This window comes from Stutzerimonas stutzeri (assembly GCF_024448935.1).
GTDB lineage: Bacteria > Pseudomonadota > Gammaproteobacteria > Pseudomonadales > Pseudomonadaceae > Stutzerimonas > Stutzerimonas stutzeri_AO.
The window spans coordinates 62,903-76,921 of sequence record NZ_JAMOIE010000002.1 but is presented as its reverse complement, the minus strand read 5'-3'; the positions used below and the strand labels follow the sequence as shown (position 1 = coordinate 76,921).

9 protein-coding genes and 1 pseudogene are annotated in these 14,019 nt (G+C 61.5%); 7 read left to right on the top strand and 3 right to left on the bottom strand.

All coding sequences use genetic code 11. The annotated features are described in order from the left end of the window. Positions 1-108: 108 nt before the first annotated feature. Positions 109-825 (bottom strand): 16S rRNA (uracil(1498)-N(3))-methyltransferase, encoded by a 717-nt coding sequence (locus tag NA637_RS00965; protein WP_256070530.1) that lies wholly within the window; start codon positions 823-825, stop codon positions 109-111. A gap of 88 nt (positions 826-913) precedes the next feature. Continuing rightward, on the bottom strand, positions 914-2,320 hold the full coding sequence (locus NA637_RS00960; protein ID WP_256070529.1) for an adenosylmethionine--8-amino-7-oxononanoate transaminase: 1,407 nt from the start codon (positions 2,318-2,320) through the stop codon (positions 914-916). Between the two features lie 167 nt (positions 2,321-2,487). Here NA637_RS00960 and NA637_RS00955 point away from each other — a divergent pair, with 167 nt between their 5' ends. The 5 genes and pseudogenes from NA637_RS00955 to adeC all read left to right on the top strand — a co-directional run bounded on the left by NA637_RS00955 (position 2,488) and on the right by adeC (position 9,610). Further along, positions 2,488-3,042, top strand: a complete 555-nt coding sequence (locus tag NA637_RS00955; protein ID WP_256070576.1) for a cytochrome b — start codon at positions 2,488-2,490, stop codon at positions 3,040-3,042. A gap of 24 nt (positions 3,043-3,066) precedes the next feature. Next, a complete protein-coding gene (locus NA637_RS00950; RefSeq protein WP_256070528.1) occupies positions 3,067-3,642 on the top strand; it encodes a YceI family protein in 576 nt (191 codons plus the stop codon). Between the two features lie 251 nt (positions 3,643-3,893). Continuing rightward, positions 3,894-5,015 (top strand): annotated as a pseudogene (locus NA637_RS00945) (efflux RND transporter periplasmic adaptor subunit). 24 nt (positions 5,016-5,039) lie between these two features. Beyond that, positions 5,040-8,177, top strand: a complete 3,138-nt coding sequence (locus NA637_RS00940) for an efflux RND transporter permease subunit (protein WP_256070527.1) — start codon at positions 5,040-5,042, stop codon at positions 8,175-8,177. Then, positions 8,174-9,610: an AdeC/AdeK/OprM family multidrug efflux complex outer membrane factor gene (gene adeC / locus NA637_RS00935; RefSeq protein WP_256070526.1), complete on the top strand. Its 1,437-nt coding sequence runs from the start codon at positions 8,174-8,176 to the stop codon at positions 9,608-9,610. Before NA637_RS00940 ends, adeC begins: the two co-directional genes overlap by 4 nt. 222 nt (positions 9,611-9,832) lie before the next feature. Here adeC and NA637_RS00930 read toward each other — a convergent pair whose 3' ends face one another. Continuing rightward, on the bottom strand, positions 9,833-11,641 hold the full coding sequence (locus NA637_RS00930) for a DEAD/DEAH box helicase (protein WP_256070525.1): 1,809 nt from the start codon (positions 11,639-11,641) through the stop codon (positions 9,833-9,835). Between the two features lie 563 nt (positions 11,642-12,204). Here NA637_RS00930 and cdd point away from each other — a divergent pair. Beyond that, entirely contained in the window at positions 12,205-12,624 is a 420-nt protein-coding gene (gene cdd / locus NA637_RS00925) for a cytidine deaminase (protein WP_256070524.1), read from the top strand. Between the two features lie 74 nt (positions 12,625-12,698). Beyond that, positions 12,699-13,943 carry a NupC/NupG family nucleoside CNT transporter gene (locus tag NA637_RS00920; RefSeq protein WP_256070523.1) on the top strand — a complete coding sequence of 415 codons (1,245 nt, stop codon included), beginning with the start codon at positions 12,699-12,701 and terminating at the stop codon, positions 13,941-13,943. Positions 13,944-14,019 lie beyond the last annotated feature (76 nt).

Below are 14,019 nucleotides of genomic sequence, written 5' to 3'. Positions count from 1 at the left end.
AAGCGCGGGAGGCTGGAAAGCTGGACGGGTGATGCTGAGAGCTTGTAGAGGAAGCGGGCCGTGCAGAAACGCTTGGCAGGTAAAGACCGGAGCAGAAAACCTTCCAGCTTAAAAGTCGCCCCAAAGCTGTTGAGCGACGCTCAAGGCCACCACGGGTGCGGTTTCGGTGCGCAGCACGCGCGGCCCAAGGCGGGCTGGCTGAAACCCGGCGCTGCGCGCCTGTTCGACTTCGGCATCGTTCAAGCCACCTTCCGGCCCGATCAGAAAGGCCAAGGTGACGGGCCGCTGATGCGCTGTCAGTGGTTCGGCCACCGGGTGTAGAACCAGCTTCAGCTCCGCTTCCAGCGTCAACCAATCCTGTAGCGGCATCGGCGGATGGATGGTCGGAACGACTGAACGTCCACACTGTTCGCAGGCGCTGATGGCGATCTGGCGCCAGTGCGCCAGGCGCTTATCGGCACGTTCGTCATTGAGCCGTACTTCACAGCGCTCGCTGATGATTGGCGTGATTTCCGCAGCGCCCAATTCGGTCGCTTTCTGAATCGCCCAATCCATACGCTCGCCGCGCGACAGCCCTTGGCCCAGGTGGATCTTCAGCTGTGCTTCGGGCAAGCCAGGGCGCTGCTCATGCAGTCGGACCTTCACCTGCTTCTTGCCCACCTCCAGCAGTTCGCCGCAGAACTCTCGGCCGCTGCCATCGAACAGCTGCACTCCAGCGCCGGCCGGCAGTCGCAGAACCCGGCTGAGGTAATGCGCTGAAGCGTCCGGTAGCGCGCAGGTGCCCAGTGAGAGAGGCGTGTCGATAAAAACTCGGGATATGCGCATAAGAGCAGCTGCAAGCGGCAAGTTGGAAACGGCAAGTCTAAAGCATCGGCTGCCCGGCTTGCAGTTCTTGTCTTGCTTGTCGCTTCCGTTAGCCTGGATCGCGAAATTCGCTGGGCGCCCCCAGCGGTACCGCGACGCTGACCGTCGCGCGCGTCGCGATATCAATGCCTTCGGTAGCCACGTCGGCGAGAAAGTCGATTTGTTCCTCGGTGATGGTATAGGGCGGCAGGAAATACACCACGCTGCCCAGCGGGCGCAACAAGGCGCCGCGATGCAGGGCGTGCTGGTAGACCTTCAGGCCGCGGCGTTCCTGCCAGGGATAGGGGGTTTTGCTGGCCTTGTGCTGCACCATCTCGATGGCAACCGCCATGCCGGTCTGGCGCACCTCGGCCACCTGTGGATGATCGCTGAGGTGGGCGGTGGCTTTCGTCATTCGTGCTGCCAGCGCCTTGTTGGCTTCGATGATGCCGTCCTGTTCGAAAATGTCGAGGCTTGCGAGCGCCGCGGCGCAGGCCAGCGGGTTGCCGGTGTAGGTGTGCGAGTGGAGGAAGGCGCGCAGCGTCGAATAGTCGTCATAGAACGCCCGGTACATTCGGTCGGTGGTGAGCACTGCGGCCATTGGCAGGTAGCCGCCAGTCAAGGCCTTGGACAGGCAGAGGAAGTCTGGCGTGATGCCAGCCTGCTCGCAGGCGAACATGCTGCCGGTGCGGCCGAAGCCGACCGCGATCTCGTCGTGAATGAGGTGGACTTCGTAGCGGTCGCAGGCCTCGCGCAGCAGCTTCAGATATACCGGGTGATACATGCGCATGCCGCCGGCGCCCTGGATCAGCGGTTCGACGATGACCGCGGCGATATCCTGGTGGTGCTCGGCCAGGGTCTGCTCCATGTGCGCGAACATCTGCCGCGAATGCGCTTCCCAGCTCACGCCTTCGGGTCGCAGGTAGCAGTCCGGGCTCGGCACCTTGAAGGTGTCCAGCAGCAGCGGCTTGTAGGTGTCGGTGAAGAGGGCGACGTCGCCCACCGACATGGCGGCAACGGTTTCCCCGTGATAGCTGTTGGTCAGGGTGACGAAGCGCTGCTTCCGGCCACGTCCGCTGTTGCGCCAGTAGTGGAAGCTCATCTTCAGCGCCACTTCGATCCCGGTGGAGCCGTTGTCGGTGTAGAAGACCCGGTCCAGTCCGGCCGGGGTCAGCGCAACCAGCCGTTCCGACAGCTCCACCACCGGCTGGTGACTGAAGCCGGCCAGCATCACGTGCTCGAGCTGGTCGAGCTGATCCTTGATGCGCTGGTTGATGCGCGGATTGGCATGGCCGAACACGTTGACCCACCAGGAGCTGACTGCATCCAGGTAGCGCTTGCCGTCGAAATCCTCCAGCCAGACGCCTTCGCCGCGGCGAATCGGAATCAGCGGCAGCTGCTCGTGATCTTTCATCTGGGTGCAGGGGTGCCAGAGCACGGCAAGGTCGCGTTGCATCCAGCTGTCGTTCAGGCTCATGGTCGCTCCTTTACGGGGTGAAATCGGCGCAGCCTAGCAGAACTCGTTGGCAGCACTTCACCGATAGCGGATTTATCGACTTGATCGATAGCTTGAAACGAAAAAATGCGATTCATTTCGATCTGTTAGTCGTTAGGCTTGTGGCTCCTCAATCCGGGACGTTTCCGATGCAATGGCAAAACTCATCCAGCAATTACGGCCTGATCAGCATCCTGATGCACTGGCTGGTGGCGATTGCGGTGATCGGGCTGTTTGCGCTGGGTTACTGGATGGTGGGGCTGACTTATTACAGCAGCTGGTATCGAACCGCTCCGGATATCCATAAAAGTATCGGCCTGCTTCTGTTCGCGTTGATGGTACTGCGGGTTATCTGGCGGTTCCTTAGTCACGGGCCAGCGCCACTGGCGAGCCATGGACGGTTGACACGCTTGGCAACCAAGGCGGGACACGGTGTGCTTTACCTCGGCCTGTTTGCCGTAATGATTTCCGGCTATCTCATTTCCACCGCCGATGGCCGCGCGATCAGCGTTTTTGGCTGGTTTGAAATGCCTGCCCTGATTACATCGATCCCGAACCAGGAAGACATTGCCGGCCTGGTTCACGAATACCTCGCCTGGGCCCTGGTGATCCTTTCCGGCCTGCACGCCTTGGCGGCACTGAAGCATCATTTCATCGATCACGATTCGACGCTCAAACGAATGCTTGGCCGTGCCGAGGCCTGATATCAATCACTCAAGGAGAACACTATGTTGAAGAAAACCGTTGCTGCACTGGCCTTGGGCTCGTCGATTTTCGCGGGCCAGGTATTCGCTGCCGACTACGCCATCGACAAGCAGGGCCAGCACGCCTTCGTCAATTTCAAGATCAGCCACCTCGGCTACAGCTGGCTGTGGGGCACCTTCAAGGATTTCGATGGCAGCTTCAGCTTCGACGCGGACAAGCCGGAGGCGAGCAAGGTCAAGGTCACGCTGAAGACCGCCAGCGTCGACACCAACCACGCCGAGCGCGACAAGCACCTGCGCAGCGACGACTTCCTCAACGTCGACCAGCACCCGACAGCGACCTTCGAGTCGACTTCGGTGAAGTCCACCGGCGACGGCACCGCCGACATCACCGGCGACCTGACGCTCAACGGCGTGACCAGGCCGGTGGTGGTCGCCGCCCAGTTCATCGGCGAGGGCGATGATCCCTGGGGTGGCTATCGTGCCGGTTTCGAAGGCAGCACCACGCTGACGCTCAAGGACTTCGACATCAAGATGGATCTCGGCCCGGCCTCGCAAACGGTCGATCTGATCATCTCGGTCGAAGGTGTGCGTCAGTAAAACGCTCCCAGTGGAGCCCGAGCGCCGGCATCTTGCCGGCGTTTTGAGTTGAGGCGCTGCGAATTCGCGGCAGGTATTTCGGTCGAATGGTTCGTTGCCGATATTTCGAAACATTTATTACTGATGCGATCAGTTCGGGTCGGTTTACAAACAGCTGTGGATGTAAGTATATTCCGGTCCACTCTGCGTCTGCGTCTCGTCTGCGTTGTTGTGCCCACTCCCGCCTGCCAGGTTTTCAAGAGGTCTTAACCATGTCAATCAAGTCAGCCCACGCTGCCCTGATGTCCATTCTCGCCATGGCTGTTTTACTGGCCGGCTGCCAGGAAGAAAGTGCTCCTCCGCCCCAGCAGAAGCCCAAGGTGGGTATTGTGATCCTGCAGGCGGAGCCGTTCGCCCTGGCCACGGAGCTCCCTGGCCGGGCACGTGCGCATCGTGTCGCCGAGGTGCGTCCGCAGGTCAACGGCATCATCCAGAAGCGTCTGTTCACCGAAGGCGGCGAAGTCAAGGCCGGGCAACAGCTCTATCAGATTGATGCGTCGGTGTACGAGGCCACGCTGAAGAACGCCCAGGCCAGCCTGGCTTCGGCCAAGTCCCTGGCTGATCGCTATGCCCTGCTGGTCGAGGAGCAGGCCGTAAGCCGGCAAGCCTATGACGAGGCCCGCGCGGCGAGCCTGCAGGCCGAAGCGAACCTGGAACAGGCGCGTATCAACCTGCGCTACACCAAGGTGCTGGCGCCGATCTCGGGGCGCATCGGGCGCTCGGCCGTGACCGAAGGCGCACTGGTCAGCAACGGCCAGGCGTAGGAGCTGGCGACCATCCAGCAGCTCGATCCGATCTACATCGACGTCACCCAGCCGGTGCGCGACCTGCTCAGTCTGCGCCGCGACCTCGCCGAGGGCCGCCTGCAGAAGGCCGGCGACGACGCGGCCAAGGTGACGCTGACCCTGGAGGACGGCAGCCAGTACTCCCAGGAGGGCAAGCTGGAGTTCTCCGAGGTGTCGGTTGATTCCGGCACCGGCTCGGTAACGCTGCGGGCGGTATTTCCCAACCCTGACCGTATGTTGCTGCCGGGCATGTTCGTGCATGCTCAGCTGGTCGCCGGGGTGAAGAGCGAAGCGATCCTGGCACCGCAGCAAGGTATTACACGCAACCCCAAGGGTGACGCCACTGCCATGGTTCTCGATGCCGAGGACAAGGTTGAAGTGCGCCAGGTCAAGACCGCCCGCGCCGTGGGCAATCGCTGGCTGATCGCCGAGGGCCTACAGGCGGGCGATCGACTTATTACCGAAGGCCTGCAGTTCATCCGGCCTGGTGTACAGGTGGACGCCAGTCCTGCCAGCAACGTCATGACTGCCCAGCCACAAGCCAACTGAGGCTGCGCCCGAGGAAAATCCGCGATGTCCAACTTTTTCATTGATCGCCCGATCTTCGCCTGGGTGGTCGCGATGGTGATCATGCTTGCCGGTGGGCTGTCCATCCTCGGCCTGCCGGTCAACCAGTACCCCAGCATTGCCCCTCCGGCGGTCGGCATTTCAGTAACCTATCCGGGTGCGTCGGCAAAGACGGTGCAGGACACCGTGGTGCAGGTCATCGAACAGCAGCTCAATGGTATCGACGGGTTGCGCTATATCAGCTCGGCGAGCAACTCCGACGGCAGCATGGAGATCACGGTCACCTTCAACCAGGGTACGGATCCGGATATTGCCCAGGTGCAAGTGCAGAACAAGCTGCAGCTGGCCACTCCGCTGCTGCCGCAGGAAGTTCAGCAGCAGGGCATTCGCGTGACCAAGGCGGTACGCAACTTCCTGATGGTGGTTGGCGTCGTCTCGTCGGACGGCAGTATGATCCAGACCGACCTGGCCGACTACATTGTTTCCAATATTCAGGACCCGATTTCCCGTACGTCGGGGGTCGGTGACTTCCAGGTGTTCGGCTCCCAGTACGCCATGCGCATCTGGCTGGACCCGGCCAAGCTGAATAATTTTGCGCTGACCCCGGTGGACGTGGGCGATGCCATTCGTGCGCAGAACGTGCAGGTTTCGGCCGGTCAGTTCGGCGGCCTCCCGGCCGTTCCCGGCCAGCAGCTGAGCGCCACTATCATCGGCAAAACGCGGCTGGAGACACCCGAGCAGTTCCGCGAGATTCTCCTCAAGGTCAACAGCGACGGCTCCCAGGTTCGCCTGAAGGACGTCGCCCGAGTCGAGCTGGGCGCCGAGCGAGCCGCGATCACTGCGCAATACAACGGCAGCCCTGCGGCCGGCATTGGCATCAAGCTGGCGACTGGCGCCAATGCGTTGGATACCGCCCAGGCCGTGCGTCAGACCATCAGCGAACTGCAGCCGTTCTTTCCGCGCGGGATGGAAATCGTTTATCCGTACGACACCTCGCCGGTGGTCTCGGCGTCGATCACGAACGTGGTGCACACCCTGTTCGAGGCGATCGTACTGGTGTTCCTGGTGATGTATCTGTTCCTGCAGAATTTCCGCGCCACGCTGATCCCCACGCTCGCCGTGCCAGTGGTGTTGCTCGGGACCTTCGGTCTGCTCGCGGCGTTCGGCTTCAGCATCAACACCCTCACCATGTTCGCCATGGTGCTGGCGATCGGCCTGCTGGTCGACGACGCCATCGTCGTGGTGGAAAACGTCGAGCGGGTGATGGCCGAGGAAGGGCTGTCGCCGGTGGAGGCGACGCGCAAGTCGATGGGCCAGATTCAGGGCGCACTGGTGGGTATCGGCCTGGTGCTCTCGGCAGTGTTCCTGCCGATGGCGTTCTTCGGCGGTTCCACCGGCGTCATTTATCGGCAATTCTCGATAACCATTGCCTCGGCCATGACGCTCTCGGTGCTGGTGGCGCTGATCTTCACGCCGGCGCTGTGCGCAACCCTGCTCAAGCCCGTCGAGAAGGGCCATCAGCATGAGAAGCGCGGCTTCTTCGGCTGGTTCAACCGGACCTTCGATCGCGGAGTGCGGCGTTACGAGAAAGGGGTGGTCGCGGTTCTGCGGCGCAAGCTGCCGTTCCTTATCCTGTATGTTGCCATCGTCGCTGCGCTGGCTCTGCTGTTCGCCCGGCTGCCCAGTGCCTTCCTGCCCGATGAAGACCAGGGCGTGCTCTTCGCTCAGGTGCAGACGCCGGCGGGCTCGACGGCCGAACGTACCCAGCAAACTGTAGACGCGATGCGAGAGTACCTGCTGACGGAAGAGTCGGACGTGGTCAACTCGGTGTTCACCGTTACCGGCTTCAACTTCGCCGGCCGTGGTCAGAACTCGGCGCTGGCGTTCATCGGGCTCAAGCCGTGGGAAGAGCGTCCGGACGCTGAGGACAGCGTTTTCGCCCTGGCCAAGCGCGCGCAGCAGCACTTCAGCTCGTTCCGGGATGCCATGGTGTTCGCCTTTGCGCCGCCTGCGGTCATGGAGCTCGGCAACGCGACTGGCTTCAATTTTTACCTCCAGGACCGTGCCGGTCTTGGCCATGATGCGTTGATGGCTGCACGTAACCAGTTTCTCGGGCTGGCTGCGCAGAGCTCTATGCTGCAGGCGGTACGCCCAAACGGCCTGAACGACGAGCCGCAGTACCAGTTGCTGATCGATGACGAGAAGGCCAGGGCGTTGGGCGTTGCCCTGAGCGAGATCAACGACGCGCTGTCGATCAGCTGGGGTTCGAGCTACGTCAACGATTTCATCGATCGCGGCCGGGTGAAGAAGGTCTATGTGCAGGGTATCGCGCCATCGCGCATGGGGCCGGAGGACCTCGACAAGTGGTTCGTGCGCAACGATCAGGGCGAAATGGTGCCGTTCAGTGCGTTCGGCAGTGGCAAGTGGATCTACGGCTCGCCCAAGCTGTCGCGCTACAACGGTGTGTCGGCGATGGAGATCCTCGGCGAGCCGGGCCCGGGCTACAGCACCGGCGATGCTATGGCTGAGGTCGAGCGTCTGGCCGAACAGCTGCCGGAGGGTGTCGGCGTCTCGTGGACCGGCCTGTCGTTCGAGGAGCGGCTCTCCGGCGGTCAGGCTCCGGCGCTCTACGCACTCTCGCTGTTGGTCGTGTTCCTCTGCCTGGCGGCGCTCTACGAGAGCTGGTCGATTCCGTTCGCGGTCATGCTGGCGGTGCCGCTCGGGGTGATCGGGGCGCTGTTGGCGACCATGGGGCGCGGGCTGAGCAACGACGTGTTCTTCCAGGTCGGCCTGCTGACTACCATCGGCCTCACCGCGAAGAACGCAATCCTGATCGTCGAATTCGCCAAGGATCTGCATGCCGAAGGCAAGAGCCTGTTCGAGGCGGCGGTACAAGCTTGTCGCATGCGCTTGCGTCCGATCATCATGACCTCGCTGGCCTTCACGCTCGGCGTGGTTCCGCTGGCGCTGGCCAGCGGCGCGGGGGCGGGTAGCTCGCATGCGATCGGCACGGGGGTGATTGGCGGCATGGTCACCGCCACCGTGCTGGTGATCTTCTGGGTGCCTTTGTTCTATGTCGTGGTGTCTTCGCTGGGTAAGCGCAAAAAGGCTGGCGGCGACGAGCAAAACGGAGAGGCGCAATGAACAAGTCAGTACTGAGCCTGGCGCTGATGGCAGCGCTGAGCGGTTGCTCGTTAATGCCTGATTACCAGCGCCCCGACGCGCCAACGCCCGAGGCCTGGCCCGAGGGTGAGGCTTACACCGGCTCTGCCAGTGCGGTGAACGAGCGACCGATGGAGATGGAATGGCAGGCCTTTTTCAGGGATCCCGCGCTGCGTGAGCTGATACAAGTGGCCCTGGAGAACAACCGCGACCTTCGAGCCGCGGCGCTGAATGTCGATGCGTATCGCGCGCTCTACCGTATTCAGCGGGCCGATCTGCTGCCGCTGGTAAGTGGCGACGCGGCTGGCAGTCGTACGCGAACTCCTGGAGATCTGAACCAGACCGGCGAGAGTGACATCAACAGCCAGTACAGCGCGACGTTCGGTGTCTCCTGGGAGCTGGACCTGTTTGGTCGTCTCGACAGTTTGCGTGAGCAGGCGCTGCAGGAATATTTCGCCACCGAGGCAGCACAGCGGAGCACCCGGATCAGTCTGATCGCGAGCGTCGCCAACGCCTGGCTGACCTTGCAGACCGATCAGGCTCTGTTGCAGGTGAGTCGTGACACGCTGAAGACCTATGAGGAAAGCTTCTCACTTACTCAGAGCAGCTTCGAAGTCGGCGTAGCCTCGGCGCTCGATCTGAGCCAGGCGCGCAGCGCAGTGGATACCGCGCGAGTGGGGATCGAGCGTTATAGCCGCCAGGTTGCCCAGGACCGCAACGCCCTCGCGCTGCTGCTTGGCCGAGACATTCCGTTGGACTTGCCGGCCGATGGTCGACTGGAGCGCGACCTGCTGGCCACTGTTCCGGTGGGGTTGCCGTCGGACTTGCTCTATAAGCGTCCGGACATCATTCAAGCCGAATATCAGCTACGCGCTGCCAACGCCAACATCGGGGCGGCGAGGGCAGCGTTCTTTCCGCGTATCAGCCTCACTGGCGCGGTAGGTACCGCGAGCAGCGAGCTGTCCGGGCTGTTCGATGGTGGCTCCAGCTACTGGAATTTTTCTCCGAGCATCAGTGTGCCGATCTTCAATGCCGGGCAACTGCGTGCCAACCTCGACTACGTCGAGATCAGCCGCAACATCCAGGTGGCGCAGTATGAACAGGCAATCCAGACGGCGTTCCGTGAGGTGGCGGACGGGCTGGCCGCCCAGGCGACCTACGTTCGCCAGTTGCAGGCTCAGGGTGACTTGTTGGAGGCCAGCGAAGACTACTATCGTCTCGCCGAGAGGCGTTACCGGACGGGCGTAGACAGCTACCTGACCTTGCTCGATGCACAGCGTCAGCTGTTTGAAGTGCAGCAGCAGTACATCAGTGACCGTCTGGCGCAGATGATCAGTGAAGTCGAGTTGTTCAAGGCGTTGGGTGGCGGTTGGGATGCTAACGCCGAGGCTGAGGTTGTGCCGGGGCCGGGTTGAGGCTGGCGCGCGGCGCTTGGCGTCGGTCGGTGGTGTTATGACCGGGCTTGCGAGGCCTCGACTTTAGCGGACCTTGGAGCCGAACAGCACGACATGTGGAGGTTTAGCGCCACGCCAGCCCCGGTTTGTTGTGGTTGGACCGGTTGGATGGATCCCCGGACCGAGCTGACGCTGAAACAAGAACGCCGCCTCTGAGGGCGGCGTTTTTGTCCGTGCTGCGTTTCAGCGATTGCGGGTCAGCAATGCCGGCTTCTCACCGCGAGGCTTGGTCGGCAGCTGTTCCAACTGCTCAATGCTGGGAAGTCGGTCGAGCTTCGACTCCTTGTGGATGATCACCGGCTGCTTTTCCTTCGGCTTCTCCGCAACGTCCCGGCGGACACCATCGCTGTCACCGTCGATCCGGCGCCCTTCGTTCTTGCGGCGTGGCTGCCCGCCACGGGCCGGCTGCCCTTGACGCTTGGCTTTACCTTGAGCGCCGGCACTGGCAGCGCCGCTGCGTGGGCCTGCCGCGGCACGTGGCTGGCTAGCCGGTTGAGTCGGCGCGCCGGGACGCCGGCCACGTCCCTGCTTGTTCTGGTAGGGGCTGACATAGTCGACGCTGTTGCCGAAGTTATCGACTTCATCATCGAGAAATACGTCCGGAGCGCGATCATTCGGTAGCCGAGGTGGCCGGCTCACCGGAGCTGCAGCTGTCTGCTCTGCCGAGCCCTGCGCTGGACGCGCAGTGCGCGGCTTGTTGCGTTCGCGACGGTTGCGCTCACCCGCTTTCGGCTCGCCGGCTGCAGCTTCGGTGGTTTTGCCGGCGCGCTCGCTCCGAGGTGTGCGTTCACTGTTGCGGGCAGGACGCGGCGCACGGACTTCCGGCTTCTCCGCCTCGATGCTGCTGGCGTCGAAGCCCAGCAAATCGCCGTCCGCAATTTTCTGCTTGGTCATCCGCTCGATGCCTTTGAGCAGCTTTTCCTCGTCGGGTGCAACCAGCGAAATCGCTTCACCGCTGCGGCCAGCCCGACCGGTACGCCCGATCCGGTGAACGTAGTCTTCCTCGACGTTCGGCAGCTCGAAATTGACCACGTGAGGCAGCTGGTCGATGTCCAGCCCGCGCGCGGCGATATCGGTGGCGACCAGGATACGCACCTGGTTGGCCTTGAAATCTGCCAGCGCCTTGGTCCGCGCGTTCTGGCTCTTGTTGCCGTGAATCGCGACGGCCGGCAAACCGTGCTTGTCGAGATACTCGGCAAGGCGGTTGGCGCCATGCTTGGTGCGGGTGAACACCAGCACCTGTTCCCAGGCGCCTTTGGTGATCAGATGGGCCAGCAGGGCACGTTTGTGCGTGGATGGCAGGCGAAAAACGCGCTGCTCGATACGCTCGACAGTCGTGTTCGGTGGCGTGACCTGGATTTTCTCCGGCTCGTGCAGCAACTTGCTGGCGAGGTCGGTGATGTCTTTGGAAAAGGTCGCCGAGAACAGCAGGTTCTGGCGCTTGGTCGGCAGCTTGGCGAGGACCTTCTTGACGTCATGGATAAAGCCCATGTCGAGCATGCGGTCGGCTTCGTCGAGGACCAGAATCTCCACGTGGGAAAGGTCGACGGCTTTCTGGTTAGCCAAGTCGAGCAAGCGGCCCGGGCAGGCGACAAGCACGTCGAGGCCCTTTGCAATGGCTTGAACCTGCGGGTTCATGCCGACGCCGCCAAAGATCACCGCGCTTTTGAGCGGCAGATCGCGGGCATAGACCTTGAAGCTGTCATGCACCTGGGCAGCCAGCTCGCGGGTTGGTGTCAGCACCAGCACGCGCGGTTGGCGCGGGCCATGGCGGTGTTCGCGATCGGGATGGCCGCCCGGGAATAGAATTTCCAGTACGGGGAGGGCAAAGCCACCGGTCTTGCCGGTTCCTGTCTGTGCCGCGACCATCAGGTCGCGTCCTTGCAACACGGCGGGAATGGCCCGCTGTTGCACGGGTGTAGGCTGGGTGTAGCCGGCAGCCTCGACGGCACCGGCCAAAGCCTCGGAGAGACCGAGGGAAGCAAAGGACATGAGTAATCCTGTCTTGTGTAGGGCGATGCCCTGGGATGGTCATGCCTGGCTCGAATCGCGACTGGCGTGCGATCCCGTCCGGTCCTGCCGCATCTCTACGATAACGACATCCGGGCGTAAGCCTGGCGGAAGCGCGGAGTATAACAGAGCCTGTTAACGCCGCATTGCTGAGACAGTGTGGCACTTCCTTCGTTCAGGCGCCAGCACCTATTGCAAGGCAGCTGCGGCGATTTGCCCTGCCCGGCGTGAGCCTTCACTTGCGAAGCGGCCTCGCGAGGCCGAGCGTTTCGAACCGGGCCCGCAGCATAAAAGCCCTGACGAAGCTGGTCGCTCCTTAGGGCTCTTTTCGTTGCACCAATAAAGCTGTCGCAAGTGACAGCTTGCTCGTTAGTTTGGTGCGATTACGCTTTTATTGATGCTCTTCAGGCTGGCTTTATTTTTTCAGGATAAATACAAGCTACTGATAATTAACTAAAAATATTGCTATTTCTCGATGTGGCCTTGGATTTGCATATTACCTGTCTGTAGTGGCGAGTTCATTGTCAAATGATGCTGGAGTAAAGATGAGCAGTAAAAAAGAGACGACTGATGCGGACATCCTGCCGCTGTTGGACGCGGCAAAACAGGCCGCGGAAAACGCTTACTGCGTTTACTCGCAATTCCCGGTAGGGGCTGCGCTGTTGACTGCCGACGGCACGACCATTGTTGGCTGCAATGTGGAGAACGCGTCCTTCGGACTCACTAACTGCGCCGAACGCGCTGCGCTCTGCGCAGCGATCAGTCAGGGATACGCGCCGAGAAGCTTCAAGGCGCTGGTTGTATATGCGCCGAAAATGGAGCGTATCAGCCCCTGCGGGGCGTGCCGTCAGGTCATTAGCGAATTGCTAGCGCCTGACTGCCCCGTCTATTGCTGCGGCAGCGATGCCGAACACTATCGAGTCTGGAGCAGCGAAGAGCTACTGCCGGGCGCCTTTTCCTTTTGATGTGACAGGATCGAGATGGCGACCCTGTCGGGCGCGTCACTGGCTTGTTCTTCTTTCCTATATCGGAACTCCGCATGAGCCTCATAGGTATCTTCGTGCTGTTGTTGATTGCGATCGCGTTCTCCAGCAATCGCAAGGCTATTCGCCTGCGCACTGTGCTTGGGGCTTTTCTACTTCAGGCGGGGATTGGTGCCTTTGTGCTCTATGTCCCTTGGGGCAAAGATATGCTGGCCGGTGTTTCAGGCTCAGTGGTCTCGCTGCAGGGTTACGCGAACGAGGGCATCTCCTTCCTGTTCGGCGGCCTGAGCAGCGACAAAATGTTTGAACTGTTCGGCAATCAGGGGTTCGTGTTTGCCATTCGTGTGTTGCCGCTGATTGTGTTCTTTAGCGCCTTTATTGCAGTGCTTTATCACCTGGGGGTGATGACGCTGGTGATTCGCGTCATAGGGGGTGCATTGCACTGGGTTCTGGGCACCAGCCGTACTGAATCGATGTCTGCCACCGCCAACATTTTTGTCGGCCAGACCGAGGCGCCACTGGTCGTGCGTCCCTTTATTCCGCGCATGACTCGCTCCGAGTTGTTCGCGGTGATGGTGGGAGGCCTTGCTTCAGTGGCAGGGGCAGTACTGATCGGTTATGCCAGCCTGGGTGTCGAGCTTAAATATCTGATTGCAGCGAGCTTCATGGCCGCGCCTGGCGGCTTGCTGATGGCGAAATTGATGGAGCCGGAAACGGCAAAGCCGCAAGACGACCCTGACGACATTGATTCGCTGGTGAGTGACAAGCCCATCAACGTGCTCGATGCCGCTGCCAGCGGCGCGACCAGCGGGTTGCAGCTCGCGCTTAACGTCGGCGCCATGCTACTGGTTTTCATTGCGCTGATCGCAGTGCTCAACGGATTGCTGGGCTGGTTCGGCGGCTGGTTCGGTTACGGCGATATCAGCTTGCAGCTGATCCTTGGTTACCTGTTTGCGCCCCTTGCGTTCGTCATCGGAGTGCCCTGGAGCGAGGCGGTGCAGGCAGGAAGCTTCATCGGTCAGAAACTGGTGCTCAACGAATTCGTCGCCTATATCGATTTCGTCCGGTATCTGGACCCTGCGAATGGCATCCCCCTGTCAGCACAGACGCAGGTGATCGTGACCTTCGCCCTCTGCGGCTTCGCCAACCTGTCGTCGATTGGCATCTTGCTTGGCGGTCTGGGTGTGATGGCGCCGAATCGACGCCATGAGCTGGCGCAACTCGGCCTCAAGGCGGTGCTTGCGGGCAGCCTCAGCAATTTGATGAGCGCAGCGTTGGCAGGCCTGTTCTTTTCCTTCTGACCTGGACACCGAGACTGCCCGCAACGGGCTGGCCGGTATCTCTCTTAAAGCCTAGACACGCGATGGCGGTTCGAGC